Source organism: Halomonas sp. LS-001 (assembly GCF_052983955.1).
Genome location: NZ_CM129816.1, coordinates 3,247,396 through 3,269,964 on the forward strand (window position 1 = coordinate 3,247,396; position 22,569 = coordinate 3,269,964).

The following is a 22,569-nucleotide window of genomic DNA, read 5'->3' on the forward strand; positions in this document are numbered from 1 at the left end:
GGATTAACCGAGCCAGACCCGTGCATTGCGGAACAGGCGCAACCAGGCGCCGTCTTCCGTCCATTCAGCCGGGCGCCAGGAGTTGGTGACGGCGCGGGTGACCCGCTCCGGGTGCGGCATCATGATCGTCACGCGGCCATCCGGTGTGGTCAGGCCGGTAATCCCTGCAGGCGAGCCATTGGGGTTGGCCGGATAGCGGGTGGTGACCTGGCCGTAATTATCAACGTAGCGCAGCGCGATTTGACTGCTGGACTGCATGCGGCGCAGGTGTGCGGCGTCGCGGAAAGCAGCACGGCCTTCCCCATGGGCCACGGCAATCGGCAGGCGTGAACCTTCCATACCCGCCAGCAGAATCGAGGGACTTTTCTCAACCCGGGCCATGGCGACCCGGGCTTCAAACTGCTCGGATTCGTTACGCACGAACTCGGGCCAGTCTTCTGCCCCCGGAATCAGTGTCTTGATCTGTGAAAGCATCTGGCAGCCGTTACATACCCCGAGGGCGAAGCTGTCATCACGCTGGAAAAACGCCGCGAACTGCTCACGGGCTCGCTCGTTGAACAGCACCGATTTTGCCCAGCCGCCCCCCGCACCGAGCACATCTCCGTAAGAGAAGCCGCCACAGGCAACCAGACCGTTAAAGTCTTCCAGCGACACCCGGCCAGCGAGGATATCACTCATGTGAACATCCACCGCTTTGAAGCCGGCTTTATCAAAGGCCCAGGCCATTTCTACCTGGCCGTTAACGCCCTGCTCGCGCAGCACGGCCATGGCAGGCCGCGTCGTATTGATAAAGGGCGCGCTGATATCGTCGTTGACATCAAAGGTGGGCGTTGCGGATAAACCGGGGTCTCGCACATCCAGCAGGTTATCAAACTCATTTTTCGCGCATTCAGGATTATCACGCAGTGCCTGCATGCGGTAGCTGGTTTCCGACCAGGTGCGCTGGGCCAGCTGGCGGGTGGTTTCCAGCAACGGCTCTTCAAACAGGGTCACGCGGACCTGATCGTCGTAACGCGGGCGGGCAATGACGCCACAGGTTTCGATGCCTGCCATGGCGAACTGGGTCAATACCGCTTCGGTATCCGCACGGTTCACCTGAATCACCGCCCCAAGCTCTTCGGCAAACAGCGCATTGAACGCTTCAACCGGCTCGTCAATCAGCCAGTCCAGTTTGATTTCCAGCCCGGCATGGGCAGCAAAGGCCATTTCCAGCAGCGTGACCAGCAGGCCGCCGTCACTGCGGTCGTGGTAGGCAAGGAGCTTGCCATCCCGGTTGAGTCCCTGAATGACTTCAAAAAATGCCTTGATGTCTTCCGGGTCATCCACGTCCGGGCATTCGTTACCCACTTGCCCGTAAACCTGCGACAATGCCGAACCGCCGATGCGGTTCTGGCCGTTACCCAGGTCAATCAGAATCAGGTCGGATTCTTCCTGCTCCAGGTTGATTTCCGGCGTCAGCGTGGCCATGGCATCGGTGACCGGGGCAAATCCGGTGACGACCAATGCAAGCGGCGATGTGACGCTTTTTTCTTCGCTCTCGCCTTTCGCGTTGGTGCCTTCCCAGGCGGTGCGCATCGACATGGAATCCTTACCCACCGGAATGGCGATACCCAGCGCCGGGCAAAGCTCCATACCCACCGCGTAAACCGCGTCATACAGCGCCTGGTTTTCCCCCGCGTGATTGGCAGCACTCATCCAGTTGGCAGAAAGCTTGATATCCCCGAGCTTGGCAATCGGCGCGGCCGCCAGGTTGGTAATCGCTTCCGCCACTGCCAGGCGGGCGCTGGCCGCCGGGTTGATCAAGGCAACAGGCGGACGTTCGCCCATGGCCATGGCTTCACCTGTGTGCGTATCAAAACTTGCTGTTGTCACCGCCACATCGGCCACGGGCACCTGCCAGAGGCCAACCATCTGATCACGTGCGACCTGACCGGTAATCGAGCGGTCGCCAATGGTGATCAAAAAGCTTTTGGAGGCCACGGTTGGCAGGCGCAGCACGCGATCCATGGCTTCGCGCAGGTCCAGGTTATCCAGCATCACGCCGGATAACGCTGGCGTCTGACGCTTGAATTCACGCTGCATTTTTGGCGCTTTACCGAACAGCACGCTCATGGGCAAATCGACCGGCTGGCTATCGAAGTGGCCGTCACGGACTTCCAGATGGTGCTGTTCAAGCGCTTCGCCCACGACCGCATAAGGGCAACGCTCACGCTGACAAAGGGCATCGAAGGTATCGAGATCTTCTGCGGCCACGGCCAGCACATAGCGTTCCTGGGCTTCGTTGCACCAGATTTCCAGCGGGCTCATGCCCGGTTCGGCGTTGGGCACGGCGCGAATATCAAACAGACCGCCGCGACCGCCATCTTTGACCAGTTCAGGCAAGGCGTTGGAAAGCCCGCCCGCCCCTACGTCATGAATAAAACGAATGGGGTTGTGGTCGCCCAGCGCCCAGCAGCGGTCAATCACTTCCTGAGCGCGACGCTCGATTTCCGGGTTTTCTCGCTGTACCGAGGCAAAGTCCAGATCAGCGCTGGAAGCACCTGAGGCCATGGAAGACGCTGCCCCACCGCCCAGGCCGATCAGCATGGCCGGACCGCCCATCACAATCAGCTTACCGCCAACCGGAATATCGCCCTTCTGAACGTGCTGGGCGCGAATATTGCCGTAGCCACCCGCCAGCATGATCGGCTTATGGAAACCGCGACGCTCGATCCCGCCTTCGTTGAGCGATTCCTGCTCGTAGGTGCGGAAGTAACCGGTCAGGTTAGGGCGGCCAAATTCGTTATTGAAGGCGGCCCCGCCAATCGGGCCTTCAAGCATGATGGAAAGCGCCGACTGCATGCGTTCGGGTTTACCGTAGTCGAAGGCTTCCCAGGGCTGAACAAACTCAGGAATACGCAGGTTGGAAACCGTAAAGCCTGACAGCCCAGCCTTGGGTTTGCCGCCGATGCCGGTTGCGCCCTCATCGCGAATTTCACCACCGGAACCCGTCGCGGCGCCGGGGAAAGGCGCAATCGCGGTCGGGTGGTTGTGAGTTTCCACTTTCATCAGAATGTGGATCGGCTCCTGATGCGCAGCGTACTCTGCCTGCTCATTATCAGCGCCGGTCAGAGGCGTTGGAAAGAAGCGTCCGGCATGACTGCCCTTGATCACGGCCGCGTTATCGCTGTAAGCCGACAGAACATTATCCGGCGAAGTGGCAAAGGTATTCTTGATCATCTTGAACAGCGAGTAAGGCTGTTCTTCCCCGTCGATCACCCAGTCGGCATTGAAAATCTTGTGGCGGCAATGCTCCGAGTTGGCCTGGGCGAACATCATCAGTTCAACGTCGGTCGGGTTGCGGTCAAGCTCGCGGAAGGCGTCGACCAGATAGTCGATCTCATCCTCGGCAAGCGCCAGACCCAGCTCGACATTGGCAGTAGCCAACGCCTCACGGCCACCGTCCAGAATATCCACCTTGCCAAGTGGCGCCGGTTCATGCTGAGCAAACAGCAAGGCGGCATCGGAGGCATCCTGCAACACGGTTTCGGTCATACGGTCATGCAGCAGCGCGATTAATGCATGAAAGGCCGCTTCATCGGGGGCAGCGCGAAAAGTAATCCGATAATCAATACCGCGCTCAATGCGGGCAACGTCCGCAAGGCCACAGTTATGAGCAATATCCGTTGCCTTGGACGACCAGGGTGACTGAGTGCCGATACGCGGCACTACCAGAAAACGCTGCGCTCCGTCCGCCGGCGCTGGTTGACTGGCTGAAGACGGATCCGTCCCGTAATCCAGCAATGCTGTCAGACGCTCGCGGGTAGCGGGCGAAAGCTCAGCGCGATGGTCAACAAAATGAACATAGTCCGCCGATAACGCCTCCACTTCTGGCACGCTTTCCTGAAGCGTGGCCAATAAACGGGCGTGTCGGAAAGCGGAAAGGGCTGGCGTGCCGCGCAGTTCGAGCATATCTGGGAGCCTCTAGAGCAGAAGTTTCAAGCAGGAAACAGTGACACCGCGATGCGGCATTTGGCGCTATGATACTGGAAAGCATGGGCCACACGAAATCAACAAGGTGACAGCCTGCTGATGGCTGGGTATCGTGGTCTTATGACAGAGACACGAAAACTGCCATGCTAACGTCCAAACCACAGCTCATTAACACCCTGAGCCGCCTGTGCCTTGCACTGGCGGGTGCTTTGCTGTTGGTGATAATACCGACGTTATCCACGGCACCTCAAGGCGAGCATCTTACACTTGTTCAAAGCCGTGATTTTATCACTTTTCATACTCGCACTTCGCCTACGACTTACTATGAAGGGCGACGCGGCCCAACCGGCTTCGAATATGAACTGATGCGACGCTTCGCAGCACACCTTGACGTGAGCCTGAACCTTGATGCCGGCCATCACCTGGAGAGCATCCTGCCAGCCGTCCGCGCACGAGGCGACATTGGCGCTGCTGGCCTGCCGCTGACACCACCGACCCCAGGCATTCATTACACCCGCCCGATCATTGAAATGCAGCCACTGGTGGTCTATCGGCGTGGGTTAAACGGTATTGATTCCGTCGCCGACCTGGCTGATCTGAACGTTGGTACGCTCAGCAGTTCAGGGCTGTCGAGCATGTTAAACCAGTTACAGCAAACCCATCCGGCGCTTGACTGGCAGGCGTCACGTGATCTTGAGGTCGCCGACCTTCTCGCCCGCATCCAGAATGAAACCCTGGATGCCGCCATCATTTTTGATCACCAGTTCCGTGTTAACCGGCTGTTCTTTCCTGATGTAGAGCGGGGGTTTCTGCTGGGAGAGCCATTATCCATGGTCTGGGCACTGCCCAGTGGCCAAGGATTGAATCTGATTGATGCCGCGAATGCGTTTCTTCAATCCCTTCATGACAGCGGAGAACTCGACACTCTGGTAACGCGCCATTTCGGTCACGATGATTATCTTGAATACGTAGGTACGCGCACCTTTCTGTCCCACCTGGATTCTCGCTTGCCGCAATATACCGAGCATTTCAAACAGGCTGCCCAGGAAACCGACTTTGACTGGAAGCTGCTGGCGGCAGTGGGCTATCAGGAATCTCACTGGGACAGAGACGCGGTTTCCCCTACTGGCGTGCGCGGGTTGATGATGCTGACCAATGCCACTGCTCAGGAAATGGACGTCAGCAATCGCCGTGACCCGGTACAAAGCATTGATGGCGGCGCACGCTACCTGCGCAGTGTGATGGATCGCCTTCCAGAGAGCATTACCGGTGAAGACCGCCTGTACATGGCCATGGCATCTTACAATGTAGGGCTTGGCCATCTTTACGATGCGCGTAAAATTACTGAAATGCGCGGTGGAAATCCGGATCTCTGGCAAGATGTGAGAGAATCACTTCCTCTGCTTCAATACCGAGAGTGGTACAGCAAGACCCGCCATGGTTACGCCCGCGGCGGCGAGCCAGTGATTTATGTACGCAACATCCGCCGTTATTATGAGATGCTGAATTACGTTGAACGCAGTCGGCAACAGTTTTTCCAGCTGGAACAGACATTGGCCAACGACGGCCCCATCCCGGACACCGGACTGTCTCCATCGACTGATTAGGGTCAGCTCATCATGATGCCTGCGATTTTTCATCGATCCACCTGGCTTCTCGCGCTTGCAAGCGCCGTGGTTATCGCAGACGTTTTTTCGCATCCACGCTTTGCTGGCGTTGTTCTGCTCGTTCTGATGCTTGCTCACTGGGCAATAAAATTTCGCTGCGCTCTAACGTCTCAGTCGATTGCTGCTCTGGTGATTGTGCTTTTGCTGCCCGGCACCTTGAGCTATATCACGCCGGAAGCCTGGGTCAACACCGTTCAATGGCAACGGCTGAGCCCGCCATTGATCACCGACACAAGCGTAGACAACTGGCGTGCTCCACTGCTGACGACCCTTTGCATGCAACTATTGGCTCTGAGTCTTGTGTTGCGTAGTCAGGTTCATATTGGCGCGCCACTTCTGCTCACGGCAACGCTATGTCTATTAGCGATGCAACTGATTGATATACTATTTCCGTTAATTAACACCCCCCTTTTACATTACACCAGCGGCTTGCCTACTCTGGCGAGCATCGGCTTGCTACTGGCCTGGCAATACGTCCAGGCCAAACCCGACTGGCAACGCAAACGGCATCTCTCCTATGCGCTATGGCCGGCCGCTCTGCTGGTAGTGGTCACGCTACTTCTTTGGCAACAACAGCACCGCCAGGCCGAAAAATCGCTGCACGCCATGAGTGCTGAAGAAGGCCAGCGCCTGGCGATACAACTCACCCAGGAAATCGTGGCACAACGTCAGGCCATGCGACGTTTTGCGCATTTCTGGACACTGCTCGACAGCCCGCCAAACGATGTGCAATGGACCCAACAAGCGTCGGTCTATCACGCTGATTTCCGTTATTTTCTGAATATTGCGTTTATCGACACCACCAGCCGCATCCAGCATGTCTACCCACCCACCTCGCTCAACCTGGCAGCACAGGGGCAACGTCTGTATCAGGTACAACCCAGTGGAAGGGGTGCTCTGGAGCCTGCTCTGGAAGGGGCACGCACGGCAAGCACCGAAGTCATTGAGCTTCTTCAGGGAGTCCCCGGCATTGTGACTTACTGGCCCGTCAGACAAGCCAATGGCAGACTGGTGGGGGCTGCGGCCATGGCGATTAGCATCCCCATGCTGGCAGACACGCTGTTTGCTGAACTGGACCCAGCACATGGCCAGGTGCGCTGGCATGAAAACAGTCATGTGCTGGCCAGTTTTGGTGACCTCACCCACCCCGGCCCCTGGCAGCATCGCTACGCTCTTTCCTTAGCCGAATCACCTCTCACGCTGACATTCCAGCCACGCCGGGACTATCTGCTGACCCATTTACCCCGCCTACCTTCCATCGGCCTGGGTATTGGCCTGATCCTCGCTTACCTGCTGTATCTGGTGGTTTATACGTTCCGGCAGCTCGGTGAACAGAATCGTAACGTACGTTTTAATAACCATACCCTACAGTCAGAAATTGAAAAACGTGGGCGTCTACAGCGGGAAATAGAATGGCTGGCACATCACGATGACCTCACCGGTATCGCCAACCGTCGTCATGTCCTTGAACAGATCCATTCCCAACAGGACCGTCGTCCTTTTAGCCTGATAATGTGTGATATTGATAATTTCAAGCACGTTAACGACCAACTCGGGCACCTTGTTGGCGATGACTACCTGATTGCAACGGCCCGGCTCGGGGTCGATGTGGTTGGCGAACGGGGCATATTTGCCCGCTATGGCGGTGAAGAGTTTATTAGTCTGTTACCTGGCGTTGATCATGATCAGGCAAAAACCATCGCTGAACAGCTTCGCCAGCGCCTTCAGGCAACCAAGCTACTCCACGCTGATGGTAAGCCGTTAACGCTAAGCGCCGGCGTTATCACTTTGCAAGCGGGCGAACTTGTCTTGCCGCGCCTGGTACAGCTAGCTGACGAGGCGTTATACCGTGCCAAGGAAAACGGCCGAAATCGGGTAGAAAGCGCTTATTATCCCCCCTGATGACTCTCACTGACTACTCTCCCTGAAGAGGGCGGCGTTTTTCACTGAAAAAGCGCTTTAACAGGCGTTTCGACGATGCTGCCAGCACGCCGCCAGTCACCGCGACCTGGTGATTGAACCAGGGCTGTGCCAGCAGATTGGCTTTTGATTCCACCATACCGGCGCGCGGTTCGGCGGCGGCATACACCAGCCGGGCAATGCGCGCGTGCACCATGGCCCCTGCACACATCATGCAGGGCTCAAGGGTCACAAACAGTGTTGCGCCGTCCAACCGGTAATTACCTGCCGCCTCTCCAGCGGCTCGCAGGGCCAGAATCTCAGCATGAGCGCAGGGGTCACAGCCGGTAATGGGTGCGTTATACGCCGCCGCTATTATTTCCCCATCAGCGGAAACCACGACCGCCCCCACCGGCACTTCTCCGTCGCTAAACGCCAGATGCGCCTGATCCAGCGCACGGTGCATGTAAAATTCATCGCTGCGCATGGCACAATACTCCGCTATGGTAGGCAAACAATCGTATGATAGTGACAGGACGCATTACCTTTCGCCCTAAAAGAGATGCCCTACAGGATACGCTACAATGACCGATATCCCTCAAGAGACTGCCTCCTCTCAGGAGGCACTCGACACACTCGCCAACCTGTTGGTTCTGGAACCGCTGGAAGACACCCTGTTTCGCGGCCAGAGCCAGGATCTAGGCTTTCCGCAACTGTACGGTGGGCAAGTGCTCGGACAAGCGCTCGCGGCTGCCAGCCTGACGGTACCTGACGACCGTAGGCCTCACTCTCAGCATGGCTATTTTCTGCGCCCCGGCGACCCACACCGTCCGGTCGTCTATCAGGTCGATAACGTGCGTGATGGCGGCAGCTTTACCACACGGCGCGTCACAGCGATTCAGAAAGGTCGGCCGATTTTCTTCTGCAGCGCCTCATTTCAAACGCCTGAACCAACCTTGATGACGCATTATAGTCCCATGCCGGAGGTGCCCTCGCCTGAATCGTTATTATCCAGCGGAGAGGCCAGGCACAGCCGCTTCAAAGGTCATCCCAGCGAGTTTATCCATCTCTCGCGCAGCGAAGCGGAACAAGCCCCGGCACATCAGTGCTTATGGTTTCGACTGGCAGGTAAACTCCCCGATGACGCCGCGCTGCATCGCCATTTGCTGTCCTATGTCTCGGACTTCAATCTACTGACCACAGGGCTGATCCCCCACAAGGTCACCTACACGGACCCTAAACTGCAGATTGCCAGCCTCGACCATGCTATCTGGCTGCACCAGGATGCTCGCCTGGACGACTGGCTTCTGTACGTCACTGACTCCCCCTGGGCGGGAGGTGGTCGTGGTCTTGCCCGTGGCCATATCTATAATCGCCAAGGGGCCCTGGTGGCCTCTACCGCTCAGGAAGGCCTGATGCGCCTGCATGACGCACCGATCCGCTGAACCGGCGTTCATCAGTGCGTCAGCTCACCATGCAAACGCCCGCGTTATAAGCGGGCGTTGCAGGCTTTCATGGTGATAAACGCGGAGCAGACAGCGCTAATCAGATAGCGTCAATCAAACACCGTAAACATCGTTAACGCTTTCAAGCGGATAATGCGCAGGGTATGGCTTGCGCGCGACGCCGGAATCTACCGCCGCCTGAGCGACGGCAGATGACACTTTGCCCAGCAGTCGCACATCCACGGGTGTCGGAATAATATAATCACGCCCAAAGCTCATGGAATCACGCTCGTAGGCATCCAGCACGGCTTGTGGCACCGGCTCGCGGGCCAGATCTTTCAAGGCATGCACCGCGGCCAGTTTCATCGATTCATTGATTCGCGTGGCACGGACATCCAGCGCCCCACGGAAAATGAACGGGAAACCAAGCACGTTATTCACCTGATTGGGGTAATCCGAACGGCCGGTTGCCATGATCACATCCGGGCGCGCTTCGCGGGCTACCTCGGGATGAATTTCCGGGTCTGGATTGGTGCAGGCAAAAATCACCGGATCAGGCGCCATGGTTTTAACCTGCTCGGCAGACAGCAACCCAGGACCGGAAAGCCCGATAAAGACATCCGCGCCATCGACGGCATCGTCTAACGTACGCATCGCGGTACCACGGGCAAATTCAGCCTTGTACTCGTTGATGCCTTCACGATCAGTGTGAATGACGCCGCGACGGTCCAGCATGACCAGATTATCTTTGCTAGCGCCACAGGAAATCAGCAACCGCATACACGCAATGGCGGCAGCTCCGGCACCCATGCAGACGATCTTGACGTTTTCAATCGACTTACCAGCAATATCCAGCGCATTGAGCATACCTGCTGCTGTAACAATCGCGGTGCCGTGCTGATCATCATGAAAAACAGGAACAGCGCAACGCTCAATCAGCGCTTTCTCAATCTCGAAACACTCCGGTGCCTTGATATCCTCAAGATTAATCCCGCCCCAGGTGCTGGCAATCCGCGCGACAGTATCAATAAAAGCCTTCGGGCTTTCCGATTCGACTTCAACATCGACGGAATTAATACCAGCAAAGCGCTTGAACAAAACGCCCTTGCCTTCCATCACCGGCTTGCTGGCCAGCGGCCCCAGGTTACCTAACCCAAGAATCGCACTGCCATCAGAGATAACCGCCACCAGGTTACCTTTCCCCGTGTAACGGAAAACATTTTCAGGGTCACGGGCGATTTCACGCACAGGCTCGGCCACACCAGGGCTGTAAGCCAACGCAAGATCCCGCGCTGTCGATGCGGGCTTAGTCAACTCGACCGACAGTTTTCCGGGAATGGGTTTAGCGTGATAATCCAAAGCCGCCTGTTTAAATGCTTCCGTCATGGTTTGGGTCCGGTTGGGCGTTAAAAATAAAGTATCAACAATCACAATCAAGCGCTGATAAACGCGGTCATCAAGAGGGACGCTAAAATAAAGCGCACGAGAAAAAGAGGTAAAAAAAGCAGGGTGTTATTTTAGGAACAGAGCGCTGCAGAATATACAAAAAACGTTAACGCCTCAACTACAGCTTCAAACACAAAACGCTCGTTTTAATCGATTTTGCTTCACTTTCGCAAATTTTACGTATTATTTCGTAGATTTTATGCTTAGCATGCTCAGGCTCAGCCAGTTTTTTATAAAAAAACCCCCGGCGATTGCCGAGGGTTTTGCAAGATAATAAGAGCGCAATGTGTCTATCGCGATCAAACACCTTGTATTGACTTAATAACGCGTCAATTAACCGCGTTTTACTGCAGCGCCGAAACGCTTGTTGAAGCGCTCTACACGGCCACCGGTGGTTGCCTGCTTCTGCTTGCCCGTATAGAACGGGTGGCAGTTAGAGCACACATCCAGAGAGAAGTCGTGACCTGAAGTCGAACCGACCTGGAACGTGGCACCGCAAGAACAGCTTGCCGTTACCGTGTTGTAATTCGGGTGAATACCTTGTCTCATCTTAAGCCTCGCGAAGCTGTATGCCGCCACCTGATCATTTGCCAGGCACCGCATACGGGTTTGAAATCGATTAACCGGTTAAGCCGCTTGAGCCCATTGGCTCAAAGCAGCCGCGCATTCTAGCAAACCTGACGCCGGAGGCCAATTGCCGCGTTCCACTCTTTTATCAGTATCTGTGCTGCGGGTGGCATTGCCTTCACCGCTTCGCCGTCTGTTCGACTATCGGCCATCCGCCAGACCGCCTGTGGATGGCTGGCAGGTTGGGCTGCGAGTCAGCGTTCCGTTTGGGCGTCGTGACGTGGTAGGCGTCATCGTAGAACTCGCCAGCCACAGCGAGGTGCCAGACGCACAGTTACGCTGTGTTCATGACGCTCTGGATGAAACGCCCTTGCCCGCTGACTGGCTATGGCTGTGCCGTTTTACCGCACGCTATTATCAGCACGGCCTGGGCGATACGCTGGCCAATGCCATGCCCGCTCGCCTTCGTCAGGGCCACCCAATGGCGGGCCGGACTCAAACATTCTGGAAACACAGCCCCTCAGCGCCATCAACGCCCGACTTTGGCCGCGCCAGGCGTCAGGCTGAGTTATGGGAGTTGCTTGGCCAGCATCCACAGGGCCTGGCTCGCCGTGTTGTTACCGCTCACGGGTTTACTCAGGACACCCTGAACCGGCTAGCCCAAAAAGCTCTGATTGAATCTTTCGATGTCGCCCTGGCTGCGGCTCCCACTCCTACCCGTCAGCCGCTGGCCAACCCGGCACTGCCCCTTAATCGCGAGCAGGCAACGGCGTTATCCGTCCTGCATGAAAAGCTCGACGACTTTCACCCCTGCCTGCTGGAAGGCGTCACTGGCAGCGGCAAAACCGAAGTTTACCTGCAGTTGATTGATGCCGTGGTCAGCAAAGGTCAGCAGGCACTCGTGCTGATTCCTGAAATCGGCCTGACGCCGCAAACCCTGGCGCGTTTTCGCCAGCGTTTTAACGTGCCGGTGCTTGCCCTGCACTCAGGCCTGACAGACGCGGAACGCATGGACGCCTGGGAAGCAGCGGCCAGCGGTCGCGCGCCGATTATCATCGGCACCCGTTCGGCGATTTTCACACCCTTGGCGCGGCCGGGTGTGATCATCGTCGACGAAGAGCACGATGGCTCCTATAAACAGCATGACGGATTGCGTTACCACGCCCGAGACCTTGCCGTGGCACGCGCGCATCACCATCGCATTCCGATCCTGCTAGGCAGCGCCACGCCGTCGCTGGAGAGCCTGCAGCGCGCCCTCGATGGTTCTTACCGCCATCTATCGCTCACCCAGCGCGCCAGCCGTCATGCGCCTGCCCGCCTGGAGCTGGTCGACTTACGCCATCAGCCTTGCCGTGGCGGCTTGCTGCCGGGCACCGTCAAAGCCATCAAAAATTCGCTTGGCGCGGGCAAGCAGGTACTGATCTTCATCAACCGCCGTGGGTTTGCTCCGACACTGGCCTGCCATGCCTGCGGCTGGGTGGCGGAGTGCCACCAATGCGATGCGCGCATGACCCTGCATCGTCAACCTTCGCTGCTGGCCTGCCACCATTGCGATGCACGACGCGCCTTGCCGCCTGCCTGCCCGGAATGCGGCAGCGGGGATCTGCGGGCACTGGGCAGTGGCACGGAACGCACGGAAGAAACCTTGCAGGGGTTATTTCCCAAAACAACCGTCCACCGCATCGACCGTGACAGCACTCGACGTAAAGACAGCTTCGAACAGATCATGAAAGAGGTATCACGCGGCGAACCCTGCCTGCTGGTAGGCACTCAGATGCTGGCCAAGGGGCATCACCTGCCACACGTTACCCTCGTTGTGGTAATCAACGCGGATGGCGGCCTGTATGCCGCCGATTTTCGCGCGCTGGAGCATAGCGCCCAGCTGCTTGAGCAAGTCGCCGGGCGCGCAGGGCGGGCCGCCGACCCGGGCCGTGTTCTGGTGCAGACACTGCATGCCGATGACCCGAACCTTAACCAGCTGGCGGAACACGGCTATGGCACACTGGCACGCCACCTGCTTGCCGAACGGCGTAGCGCCCATTTGCCACCTTTCAGCTTTATGGCGTTACTGCGGATCGAAAGCCCGCAGGCCGACGCCGCCATGGCACTGGCCCAGGCGTCAGCCCAGCATCTGCGTACCTGGCTGGAGACTCACGACTGCCAGGCACGCTGCCTGGGGCCGATTCCTGCGCCGATGGAGCGTCGCCAGAATCGCTACCATCTGCACGTCATGCTGAACGCCGATAAACGCAGCCATTTGCATCAGGCCGCCAGCGCGCTGGTTCATTGGCTGGAAAGCAGCCGGGATGCCCGCCGCGTTCGCTGGTCGCTGGATATCGACCCTCAAACGCTGAGTTAGGGAATCTTGCTGTTTGAAAGTCGCCCGCAATCGTCGATAATACGCCGTTTTACGATGCGCACGCGCACGCCGCCACCGACGTTACTGGATACCCATGTTATGAAAGACACCATTATTACCCTGCTTGAAGGCGCCATTGATGCGCTCAAGCATCAGGGCGTGCTTCCTCAGGATATTCAACCGACGGTCAAGGTTGACCCCACGAAAGACAAAGCTCACGGCGACTATGCCACCAATCTGGCGCTGATGCTGGCCAAGCCAGCGGGCATGAAGCCCCGCGACCTGGCCGACGCGATTGTACAGGCGCTCCCCGCCAGCGATGCCGTGCAGAAAACCGAGATCGCAGGCCCCGGCTTTATCAACTTTTTTGCCGCCACCGACGCCGCCGCCCAGGTTGTGGCGCAAGTGCTTGACTGCGGTGACACCTTTGGCCGCAGTATGGTTGGCCAGGGTCAGAAAGTGCAGGTGGAATTTGTGTCTGCCAACCCGACCGGGCCGTTGCACGTAGGCCATGGCCGTGGCGCCGCCATTGGCGACTGCCTGTGCCGCCTTTTGGAAGCCACCGGCTATGATGTCACCCGCGAGTTTTACTACAACGATGCAGGCGCACAGATCAGCAACCTGGCGCGCTCCGTTCATGCCCGGGTCAAAGGGCTGACACCCGACGACAGCGGCTGGCCGGAAGACGGTTACCGTGGCGATTATATTATCGACGTAGCAAAAGATTACCTGGCAGGCAAAACCGTCAGCGCCGATGACCGTGAAGTCACTGCTAAAGCTGACCCGGACGATCTTGACGCCATCCAGACCTTTGCGGTGGCCTGGCTGCGCCGCGAGCAGGATCTCGATCTGAAAGCGTTTGGCGTTGAGTTCGATGTCTATTTTCTGGAGTCCTCGCTGTACCAGCACGGCAAGGTGGATGCCACCGTCGAGCAACTGGTCAACAATGGCCATACCTATGAAGAAGACGGTGCCATGTGGCTGCGCACCACCGCGTTTGGTGATGACAAGGACCGCGTCATGCGCAAACGTGACGGCGGATTTACCTACTTCCTGCCGGATGTGGCCTATCACCTCGACAAATGGCAGCGCGGCTTCAAGACGGTCATCAACGAACAGGGCGCTGATCACCACTCTACGGTAACCCGCGTTCGCGCCGGGCTTCAGGCGCTGGAAGTCGGCATTCCCAAAGGCTGGCCGGATTACGTTCTGCACCAGATGGTGATGGTGACCCGTTCAGGCGTTGAGGTGAAACTGTCCAAGCGGGCTGGCAGCTACGTCACCGTTCGGGATCTGATTGATGAAGTCGGCCGCGATGCCACGCGGTTTTTCCTCGCGGCACGCCGCGCAGACTCCCAGTTAACATTTGATATTGATCTTGCCCGTTCTCAGTCGAACGAAAATCCGGTTTACTATGTCCAATATGCGCATGCACGCGTGTGCAGCATGATGCGCAAAGCTGAGGCAGCCAAACAGCCGTTTGATCACGACATGGCCCTGGCCAACCTGGCATTGCTCGACAGCGATCAGGAAAAGGCCGTACTGAACCGTCTGGCACGCTTCCCGGACGTAGTCGAAGTGGCAGCCAGAAATCGTGAGCCCCAGCAAATTGCACAGTATCTGCTTGCTCTCGCGGGTGATTTCCACACGTGTTACAACGCCGTCAAAGTCATGGTAGACGATGACACCCTGCGTAATACACGCCTGGCCCTGGGTCTCGCCACCCGCCAGGTACTGCGCAATGGCCTCGACCTGATGGGTGTCAGTGCGCCAGAGGAGATGTAATTAATGGTAAGTTCAAGCCAGAAAACGCCCCGCCGCGGAGCTACAACGCAGCGCAATAAAGCGACGAAAACGTCCCGTGCCCCGATGCCAGGCTGGCTATGGGCGCTTGGGGGGCTCGTCGTGGGCTTTTTCCTGGCGCATTACCAGAACGGCACGGCTCCCTGGCAGGACGACCCCGCATCTGGCCCTGAAGCCACGGTAATCTCCAGGGAACAGCGCGATGATTCTGCTGCCGAGGGGGCTGCGGAGGACGATGAAGCCTCCATGCCAACCTTTGAGTTTTACACCTTGCTGCCGGAAACCGAAGTCATTGCGCCCGGCGGTGTAGTGCCCTCAACGGTCGTACAGCCTGAGCCCGCCCCCGCCGCAACACCAGCGGAAGAGGTGGCGAGCAACGCATCTGACACGTCCGGCCAGCTGACCGAGGATGAACAGTCAGCCATGCCTGACGAGCCCATCGCCTCGTCCACGCCGGTCAGTGACGATGACCCGATTGCTGAACTGATTGCCGCTAACAATACCGAGAACAGCGCCGAGAACACCGAGCAGAATACGGCAACATCACAGCCTGAAGCGCCAGCCGCTCAGGCCGAGCAGGCACGTTACATGCTGCAAGCGGCCTCTTTCCGCTCCGAAACCGATGCAGGCAGAATGCGTGATCGGCTGAAAAATCTAAGCCTGCTGGCTCATATCAGCAAGGTTCAGGCCAATGGCAATACTTGGCACCGCGTTCAGGTCGGCCCTTACGACGACCCTCGCGAACTTAATCGCGCCCAAGACCTGATGAACACCCAGGGCATTGAGCCACTGCTGATTCAGCTTCAGAACTAGCGTTTTCCGTCAAAATCTCACAGACACTTGCTCGCGGGCGGTTGATTTTCTATCAACCGCCCGCACTTTGTTGTGAACTGCTTTTTTTTAGCGGCTGCTTTAGCAGCCGAACCGTCATCGGGAGCACGCCTCCCACAAGGAGCTCACTCCATGACTACGATTGTTTCTGTGCGTCGCGGCAATCAGGTAGCGCTGGCTGGCGATGGCCAGGTATCTCTTGGCAACACCGTAATGAAAGGAAACGCCAGCAAGGTTCGCCGCCTTTATCGCGGCAAGGTGTTGGCAGGTTTTGCCGGGGGTACCGCTGATGCCTTTACGCTTTTCGAGCGTTTTGAGGCGCAGCTGGAAAAATACCAGGGGCACCTGACCAAGGCGGCGGTCGAACTCGCCAAGGACTGGCGCACCGATCGCGCCCTGCGCCGGCTGGAAGCCTTGCTGGCAGTGGCCGACCATAGCGCCTCGCTGATCATTACCGGTAACGGTGATGTGGTTGAGCCTGAACGCGGCATCATTGCCATTGGCTCTGGCGGCAACTACGCGCTTTCCAGCGCCCGGGCGCTTTTGGAGAACACCGATCTTTCGGCTCGTGAAATCACTGAAAAGTCACTCGAAATTGCCGGTGATATCTGCGTGTTCACCAACCATCACATCACCATGGAAGAGCTATAAACCATGACACAGATGACTCCCCGCGAGATTGTCCACGCGCTGGACCAGTACATTATCGGCCAGAAAGATGCCAAACGCGCCGTCGCCATTGCCCTGCGCAACCGCTGGCGCCGCATGCAGCTGGAAACTGACCTGCGCAGCGAGGTCACGCCGAAGAATATTCTGATGATTGGCCCGACCGGTGTCGGCAAGACCGAAATTGCCCGCCGTCTGGCGAAACTGGCCAGGGCACCTTTCATCAAGGTCGAAGCCACCAAGTTCACCGAAGTTGGCTATGTCGGCCGCGATGTAGAGTCCATCATTCGTGACCTGATGGAAGCCGCGATCAAGATGGTGCGCGAACACGCCAAGGAAGAGGTGGCCCATCGCGCGGCCGATGCCGCAGAAGACCGCATTCTTGATGCCCTACTGCCTCCACCCCGCGGGCAGGAAGACAAGCCCCGCGAAGAAAATGCCACGCGTCAGTCGTTTCGCAAGAAACTGCGTGAAGGCCAGCTTGATGAGAAAGAAATCGATATTGAGCTTTCCCATCAGGGCCAAAGCGTCGACATCATGACCCCGCCGGGCATGGAAGAGATGACCAACCAGCTGCAAAGCCTGTTTTCCAACATGGGCCAGCAGAAGCGTGAAAACCGCCGCATCATGGTCAAGGATGCCTTCAGCCTGCTGCGCGACGAAGAAGCCGGCAAACTGGTCAACGAAGAAGACATTAAAACCCGCGCCGTTGAAGCGGTGGAGCAGCACGGTATCGTCTTCCTCGATGAAATTGACAAGGTTGCCAAGGGCAGCGGTCAGTCCAGCGGTGGCGAAGTATCCCGCGAAGGCGTCCAGCGCGATCTGCTTCCGCTGATCGAAGGCTCTACCGTCTCGACCAAGTACGGCATGGTCAAAACGGATCACATTCTGTTTATCGCCTCGGGTGCTTTCCACCTGTCGCGTCCGTCAGACCTGATCCCCGAGCTGCAGGGTCGCTTACCGATCCGCGTTGAGCTGGATGCCCTGACACCCAGTGATTTCAAACGCATCCTGACCGAGCCTTCGGCCTCGTTGACCCGGCAATATCAGGCGCTGCTGGCCACCGACGGGCTGGATATCGAGTTCACGCCGGATGGCATCGAACGCATTGCGGAAATCTCCTGGCAGGTCAACGAAGGCACCGAAAACATCGGCGCCCGTCGTCTTCACACGGTCATGGAGCGCCTGCTGGAAGAAGCCTCGTTCAAGGGCGGTGACATGGATGGCCCGCTGGTGATTGATGCCGAATACGTCAACGCTCAACTGGGCGAACTGGCGGTGGACGAAGACCTTTCCCGTTATATTCTGTAACGCAACGTCCGGTTAAGGCAGCAGGATCGCCAGCCAGCATCAGCGGCCACGCAAACCCAGCGGTTGCGTGGCCGCTTGCTGTCGGCGTATTGTGCCTGATAACCCGATTTTCACCCTTTCATGAGGCATCCCATGAGCGCTCCCATCCCCTCCCGCGTTCACTACCACCGCCAGGTACGCGAACTCGAACTTGGCTACGCCAACGGCGACAGTTTTCGACTGCCGATTGAGTTATTGCGTGTTTACTCGCCTTCGGCCGAGGTGCGTGGCCATGGTGGCGATTCGGCAGTACTCCAAGTCGGCAAAAAGCTTGTCGGCCTGCAAAATATTACCCAGGCGGGTAATTATGCACTCAAGGTGCATTTCGATGATGGCCATGACAGCGGCCTGTTCACGTGGAACTATCTGTATGACCTGGCCACTCACCAAGCCACTTACTGGCGCGACTATTTGCAGCGTATCGAAGAAGCGGGCGCCTCACGCGAACCGCTCGGTATCGAAATCAAACAGCTGTAAGCACCTGCAAGCGCAGACAAGTCAGGCCTGAGAAGGCTACAATAGCGGCAACTTTTTAACGACGGTTGCAGCCGAGCATTGACACACCGTCAGGCTGGCCTTCACTGTCTCGAATTCGGGAGCCGCCCGCTCATGAGCCCCACCGACAAGCAGACCACGCATTTCGGTTACCAGGAAGTCCCCGTCGACGAGAAAGCGTCTCGCGTGGCGGATGTTTTCCACTCCGTTGCCTCCCGCTACGATGTCATGAATGACTTGATGTCGATGGGCATTCATCGTCTCTGGAAACGTCTGACACTGGAGCGCTCCGGCGTTCGTCCGGGTCATCAGGTCCTTGATATTGCCGGTGGCACTGGTGATCTGACCCTCAAGTTTTCACACATGGTTGGCCCACGCGGCAAGGTCGTCCTCGCCGACATCAATGCCTCCATGCTGCGCGTCGGGCGTGATAAGCTGATCGACAACGGTGTCGGTGGTAATGTGGAATATGTCCAGGCCAATGCCGAATGCCTGCCCTTTCCAGACAACAGTTTTGACTGCATTACCATTGCCTTTGGGCTGCGTAACGTCACCGATAAAGAGGCCGCACTGCGATCCATGCAGCGAGTTCTCAAGCCTGGTGGACGTCTGCTGGTGCTGGAATTTTCCAAACCGGGCAATCCGTTACTGTCCAAAGCGTATGATGAATATTCTTTCCGGCTACTGCCCAGAATGGGACAGATGATCGCAGGCGACGCAGAAAGCTATCGTTATCTGGCAGAATCCATCCGTATGCATCCGGGTCAGGAAGTGCTCAAATCGATGATGGAAGCGGCAGGGCTGGAACGCGTCGAATATACCAACCTGACCGGTGGTATTGTCGCTCTTCATCGCGGCATCAAGCTATGATCAAGGCCGTTATGAACATTTCATCCATCACGATTACACCACCGTCTTCCCCCACGGCCACAACAGCGAGGTGGGTATGCTGTTAACCCCTGCCCTGCTTCTGGCGGGCTGTGAGCGCACTCTCAACGGGCTTCTGGCCCGAGACCCTGCGTCCCCGGGGCGTCTTGAAGCGCTGGCGGGTAGCCGTCTGCTCGTTCGTATTGAACAGCCGAATCTGGCTTTGCTGATGGTGTTCCACCCGGCAGGCATTGATCTGTTACGCGCCGAAGACGTTGACGAGACCAGCGCAGACGCTGTGGTAGAACTGTCACCGGAAACCCTGTCGGAATGGGTCAGCGGCAGCTCCGTTGAACGCCTGATGTTTGAAGGCAAACTCTCGGTGCGCGGACGCATTCAGCTGCTCGAAGCCACTCAGGAACTGCTGACGGACCTGGATATCGACTGGGAAGGCGAACTCGCCCGCTGGCTGGGTGACATTCCGGCCCACTCTCTCGCCGAAGGGCTGCGTCGCGCTGCCCGCTGGGGGCTGCGTGCCAGAGATGAGCTGATGGCCGACGTTTCCGAGTACGTGTTTGAAGAAGCCAAACTGCTTCCCGGACGTCAGCAACGCGATGTGCTGCGCGACCATCTCAGCGAGTTGGAAGTGTCGACGGATCGCCTCGAGGCTCGCCTTAACCGGCTGCACCGACGCTTGACTCAACGTTTATCACAAGAAGGGGACTCTGGATCATGAGCTTGCGCCTTTTGCGCATTGGTTGGGTGATTGCCCGCTACCGACTCGACACCCTGATCCCTATGGACCGCCTGCCCTGGTGGCTTCGCCTGCTGCTTAGCGTTTCACCGCTTAAGCTATTCCCCTTAGGCGAGCGAACGCGCAGCGAACGGCTCAGGCTGGCGCTCGAAGCGCTCGGGCCTATTTTCGTCAAGTTCGGCCAGATGCTTTCAACCCGGCGAGATCTGCTGCCGGAAGATATCGCCGACGAACTCAAACGACTGCAGGACCAGGTTCCCCCCTTCCCCGCCGATGCTGCCGTGGAAAGAGTCGAGAAAGAACTCGGTATGTCGCTTGTTGAGGCCTTTGCCAGCTTCGAGCGTACCCCGCTGGCCTCCGCCTCTATTGCACAGGTACATGCCGCCCGGCTGCACAACGGCGATGATGTGGTGGTCAAAATCATCCGCCCCGGCATCGATCGTGTGATGCGCCAGGACATGGCACTGATGTATCAGCTCGCCAAATTATTGAGCTATGTACCGGAAGCCCGTCGCCTGCGGCCGGTCGAGGTCATCCGCGATTACGAAGCCACGCTCTTCGATGAGCTGGACCTTTACAAGGAAGCGGCTAACACCTCCCAGCTAAAACGTAATTTCAAGGATTCTCCGCTCCTTTATGTGCCCGCCATCCACTGGCCTTACACTCGACGTCATGCCATGGTGCAAGAGCGTATCCGCGGCGTTCCTGTCGCGGATCTGGACACTCTTCGTGCACGCGGTACCAACCTGAAAAAACTCGCGGAACGCGGTGTGGAAATCTTCTTTACCCAGGTATTCCGCGATAATTTTTTTCATGCCGACATGCACCCAGGCAACATCTTCGTTAACTGCGACGACCCTGACGACCCTCAATATATCGCCATCGATTGCGGCATTGTGGGAAGTCTGACCCGGGAAGATCAGGACTATTTGGCGCGTAACCTGCTGGCCTTTTTCCATCAGGACTATTACGAAGTTGCCGCCCTGCATATCGAATCCGGCTGGGTGGGGGAAAACACCCGTGCCAATGAGTTTGCCGCGGCCATCCGTACTGTGTGCGAGCCCATTCTGGAAAAACCGCTGAAAGATATCTCGTTTGGCCAGGTGTTACTCGGGCTGTTTCAGACCGCGCGGCGTTTCAATATGGAAGTGCAGCCACAGCTGGTGTTGCTGCAGAAAACGCTCCTTAATATCGAAGGGCTTGGGCGCCAGCTTTACCCCGACTTGGATCTCTGGAGCACGGCCAAGCCATTCCTGGAACGCTGGATGAAAGAACGGGCAGGGGTGCGCGGGCTATGGGATTCACTTAAACGCCAGGCACCGGAGCTATCGCACCAGCTTCCGGAGCTGCCTGTCCTGGCCCATCACGCCCTCAGCCGGATGGAGCAGGAGCATCGCCAGCGTCATCAGCAAGCCAATGCGATCAGCGCGATTCGCCAGACACTGACCCGCCAGGGTCGACGCCACTACCGGCTCAAGCTTGGCCTGCTGCTGATCGCCACGGCCGTTGCCTGGCAGCCACTCAGCCAATGGGTCAGCGTGCAGGAATGGCCAGTGCTCGCCGCTGCCGCTATCGGGCTGTTGTTACTGGTGTGGCAATAATGTACGCGGTTACCTTAACCATTTTGCCCTCGTTGGCCGCATCACCAAGATGCAATCTTCGAAAGGCAAACTTATTCAAGTCACTCTTGCTTAAGGTACTCTTACTTAAAGTACTCTTAAAGGTACGATTCGACATGCAACAAAAGGCCCCCTCATGACGAACACGCGCCCCCCTGCCGTGGATGACACCGTACTGGATGCGCTATTCGCCGTCCTCAAGCAACGTCGCCATGCCGCACCGGACGATTCCTACGTTGCCTCCTTGCATCACAAGGGACTAAACAAGATACTGGAAAAAGTCGGCGAGGAAGCCACCGAGACATTATTGGCTGCCAAAGATGCCGAACAGGGTGATGAGCATCAACAACAGGCGGTTATCGCCGAAACCGCAGATTTGTGGTTTCATAGCTTGGTTATGCTTTCTCACCTGGGATTGGATCATCAAGCCGTACTGGATGAACTGGCACACCGTTTCGGGGTCTCGGGCCACGACGAAAAAGCTTCACGCAACAAGGCCTGATGATCGTCTGCCAACGCATACGATTTACTTGCCGCAAACACTCATGAGGACGCGCATATGTTAGGTGGTATCAGTATTTGGCAACTGCTGATTGTTCTGGGGATCATCATCCTGATTTTCGGCACCAAGAAGCTACGCAATGTGGGCACCGACCTTGGCGGCGCCGTGAAAGGCTTCAAGAAAGCCATCCATGAAGAGGAAAAAGAAGGCGACAAGAAGGAGGCTGACGAACCGCAAGCCAAAGTCAGCCATGAGGAAAGTGGCAACACTTACGATGTTCAGGCGCAGGAAAAGCAGACAGACCATAGCGAAGAGCGCAAATAACCC

At 57.4% G+C, this 22,569-nt stretch carries 18 protein-coding genes; 14 read left to right on the top strand and 4 right to left on the bottom strand.

What is annotated here, in order from left to right; all coding sequences use genetic code 11:
- Window positions 1-3: 3 nt before the first annotated feature.
- The gene (purL, locus tag ACU6TU_RS14365; RefSeq protein WP_447142072.1) at window positions 4-3,951 is read right to left on the bottom strand and encodes a phosphoribosylformylglycinamidine synthase; all 3,948 of its coding nucleotides are present in this window, start codon (window positions 3,949-3,951) and stop codon (window positions 4-6) included.
- 164 nt (window positions 3,952-4,115) lie between these two features.
- Here purL and mltF point away from each other — a divergent pair, with 164 nt between their 5' ends.
- Both mltF and ACU6TU_RS14375 read left to right on the top strand, forming a co-directional pair.
- The gene (mltF, locus tag ACU6TU_RS14370; RefSeq protein WP_447142073.1) at window positions 4,116-5,579 is read left to right on the top strand and encodes a membrane-bound lytic murein transglycosylase MltF; all 1,464 of its coding nucleotides are present in this window, start codon (window positions 4,116-4,118) and stop codon (window positions 5,577-5,579) included.
- 12 nt (window positions 5,580-5,591) lie between these two features.
- Complete coding sequence (locus tag ACU6TU_RS14375) at window positions 5,592-7,541, top strand: diguanylate cyclase domain-containing protein (protein ID WP_447142074.1); 1,950 nt, start codon at window positions 5,592-5,594, stop codon at window positions 7,539-7,541.
- A 13-nt stretch (window positions 7,542-7,554) separates the two neighbouring features.
- Here ACU6TU_RS14375 and tadA read toward each other — a convergent pair whose 3' ends face one another.
- Window positions 7,555-8,025, bottom strand: coding sequence for a tRNA adenosine(34) deaminase TadA (tadA, locus tag ACU6TU_RS14380; RefSeq protein ID WP_447142075.1), 471 nt, complete (start codon window positions 8,023-8,025; stop codon window positions 7,555-7,557).
- Window positions 8,026-8,122: 97 nt separating this feature from the next.
- On the opposite strand from tadA, the gene ACU6TU_RS14385 reads away from it, so the two are divergent.
- Entirely contained in the window at window positions 8,123-8,983 is an 861-nt protein-coding gene (locus ACU6TU_RS14385; protein ID WP_447142076.1) for an acyl-CoA thioesterase, read from the top strand.
- A 114-nt stretch (window positions 8,984-9,097) separates the two neighbouring features.
- Here the strand turns inward: ACU6TU_RS14385 and ACU6TU_RS14390 are convergent, their stop codons facing one another.
- Complete coding sequence (locus ACU6TU_RS14390) at window positions 9,098-10,369, bottom strand: malic enzyme-like NAD(P)-binding protein (RefSeq protein ID WP_447142077.1); 1,272 nt, start codon at window positions 10,367-10,369, stop codon at window positions 9,098-9,100.
- A 393-nt stretch (window positions 10,370-10,762) separates the two neighbouring features.
- On the bottom strand, window positions 10,763-10,978 hold the full coding sequence (gene rpmE, locus ACU6TU_RS14395) for a 50S ribosomal protein L31 (protein ID WP_100820874.1): 216 nt from the start codon (window positions 10,976-10,978) through the stop codon (window positions 10,763-10,765).
- A gap of 145 nt (window positions 10,979-11,123) precedes the next feature.
- Between rpmE and ACU6TU_RS14400 the strand changes: the two genes are divergently transcribed.
- The 11 genes from ACU6TU_RS14400 (at window position 11,124) to tatA (ending at window position 22,566) form a co-directional block, all read left to right on the top strand.
- The gene (locus tag ACU6TU_RS14400) at window positions 11,124-13,355 is read left to right on the top strand and encodes a primosomal protein N' (protein ID WP_447142078.1); all 2,232 of its coding nucleotides are present in this window, start codon (window positions 11,124-11,126) and stop codon (window positions 13,353-13,355) included.
- 99 nt (window positions 13,356-13,454) lie between these two features.
- Window positions 13,455-15,140 carry an arginine--tRNA ligase gene (argS, locus tag ACU6TU_RS14405; RefSeq protein ID WP_447144265.1) on the top strand — a complete coding sequence of 562 codons (1,686 nt, stop codon included), beginning with the start codon at window positions 13,455-13,457 and terminating at the stop codon, window positions 15,138-15,140.
- Between the two features lie 3 nt (window positions 15,141-15,143).
- Window positions 15,144-15,971, top strand: coding sequence for an SPOR domain-containing protein (locus ACU6TU_RS14410; protein WP_447142079.1), 828 nt, complete (start codon window positions 15,144-15,146; stop codon window positions 15,969-15,971).
- Window positions 15,972-16,121: 150 nt separating this feature from the next.
- Entirely contained in the window at window positions 16,122-16,640 is a 519-nt protein-coding gene (gene hslV, locus ACU6TU_RS14415; protein ID WP_447142080.1) for an ATP-dependent protease subunit HslV, read from the top strand.
- Between the two features lie 3 nt (window positions 16,641-16,643).
- Entirely contained in the window at window positions 16,644-17,966 is a 1,323-nt protein-coding gene (gene hslU, locus ACU6TU_RS14420) for an ATP-dependent protease ATPase subunit HslU (protein WP_447142081.1), read from the top strand.
- 132 nt (window positions 17,967-18,098) lie between these two features.
- Window positions 18,099-18,482, top strand: coding sequence for a gamma-butyrobetaine hydroxylase-like domain-containing protein (locus tag ACU6TU_RS14425; RefSeq protein WP_447142082.1), 384 nt, complete (start codon window positions 18,099-18,101; stop codon window positions 18,480-18,482).
- 132 nt (window positions 18,483-18,614) lie between these two features.
- Entirely contained in the window at window positions 18,615-19,370 is a 756-nt protein-coding gene (gene ubiE, locus ACU6TU_RS14430) for a bifunctional demethylmenaquinone methyltransferase/2-methoxy-6-polyprenyl-1,4-benzoquinol methylase UbiE (protein WP_447142083.1), read from the top strand.
- 76 nt (window positions 19,371-19,446) lie between these two features.
- Window positions 19,447-20,103, top strand: a complete 657-nt coding sequence (locus tag ACU6TU_RS14435; protein WP_447144266.1) for a ubiquinone biosynthesis accessory factor UbiJ — start codon at window positions 19,447-19,449, stop codon at window positions 20,101-20,103.
- Entirely contained in the window at window positions 20,100-21,722 is a 1,623-nt protein-coding gene (gene ubiB / locus ACU6TU_RS14440; RefSeq protein WP_447142084.1) for a ubiquinone biosynthesis regulatory protein kinase UbiB, read from the top strand. The genes ACU6TU_RS14435 and ubiB overlap by 4 nt, the downstream gene beginning before the upstream one ends.
- 154 nt (window positions 21,723-21,876) lie before the next feature.
- The gene (locus ACU6TU_RS14445) at window positions 21,877-22,242 is read left to right on the top strand and encodes a phosphoribosyl-ATP diphosphatase (RefSeq protein WP_447142085.1); all 366 of its coding nucleotides are present in this window, start codon (window positions 21,877-21,879) and stop codon (window positions 22,240-22,242) included.
- A gap of 57 nt (window positions 22,243-22,299) precedes the next feature.
- Complete coding sequence (gene tatA, locus ACU6TU_RS14450) at window positions 22,300-22,566, top strand: Sec-independent protein translocase subunit TatA (RefSeq protein WP_447142086.1); 267 nt, start codon at window positions 22,300-22,302, stop codon at window positions 22,564-22,566.
- Window positions 22,567-22,569: the final 3 nt, after the last annotated feature.

Coding starts and splice junctions, on each gene's coding strand:
- hslV (WP_447142080.1), top strand. CDS start 16,122: ATGACTACGATTGTTTCTGTGCGTCGCGGCAATCAGGTAGCGCTGGCT.
- mltF (WP_447142073.1), top strand. CDS start 4,116: ATGCTAACGTCCAAACCACAGCTCATTAACACCCTGAGCCGCCTGTGC.
- ACU6TU_RS14410 (WP_447142079.1), top strand. CDS start 15,144: ATGGTAAGTTCAAGCCAGAAAACGCCCCGCCGCGGAGCTACAACGCAG.
- ACU6TU_RS14445 (WP_447142085.1), top strand. CDS start 21,877: ATGACGAACACGCGCCCCCCTGCCGTGGATGACACCGTACTGGATGCG.
- tadA (WP_447142075.1), bottom strand. CDS start 8,025: ATGCGCAGCGATGAATTTTACATGCACCGTGCGCTGGATCAGGCGCAT.
- tatA (WP_447142086.1), top strand. CDS start 22,300: ATGTTAGGTGGTATCAGTATTTGGCAACTGCTGATTGTTCTGGGGATC.
- ACU6TU_RS14390 (WP_447142077.1), bottom strand. CDS start 10,369: ATGACGGAAGCATTTAAACAGGCGGCTTTGGATTATCACGCTAAACCC.
- rpmE (WP_100820874.1), bottom strand. CDS start 10,978: ATGAGACAAGGTATTCACCCGAATTACAACACGGTAACGGCAAGCTGT.
- ACU6TU_RS14375 (WP_447142074.1), top strand. CDS start 5,592: ATGATGCCTGCGATTTTTCATCGATCCACCTGGCTTCTCGCGCTTGCA.
- ACU6TU_RS14385 (WP_447142076.1), top strand. CDS start 8,123: ATGACCGATATCCCTCAAGAGACTGCCTCCTCTCAGGAGGCACTCGAC.
- ACU6TU_RS14425 (WP_447142082.1), top strand. CDS start 18,099: ATGAGCGCTCCCATCCCCTCCCGCGTTCACTACCACCGCCAGGTACGC.
- ubiB (WP_447142084.1), top strand. CDS start 20,100: ATGAGCTTGCGCCTTTTGCGCATTGGTTGGGTGATTGCCCGCTACCGA.
- purL (WP_447142072.1), bottom strand. CDS start 3,951: ATGCTCGAACTGCGCGGCACGCCAGCCCTTTCCGCTTTCCGACACGCC.
- ubiE (WP_447142083.1), top strand. CDS start 18,615: ATGAGCCCCACCGACAAGCAGACCACGCATTTCGGTTACCAGGAAGTC.
- hslU (WP_447142081.1), top strand. CDS start 16,644: ATGACACAGATGACTCCCCGCGAGATTGTCCACGCGCTGGACCAGTAC.
- ACU6TU_RS14435 (WP_447144266.1), top strand. CDS start 19,447: ATGCTGTTAACCCCTGCCCTGCTTCTGGCGGGCTGTGAGCGCACTCTC.
- argS (WP_447144265.1), top strand. CDS start 13,455: ATGAAAGACACCATTATTACCCTGCTTGAAGGCGCCATTGATGCGCTC.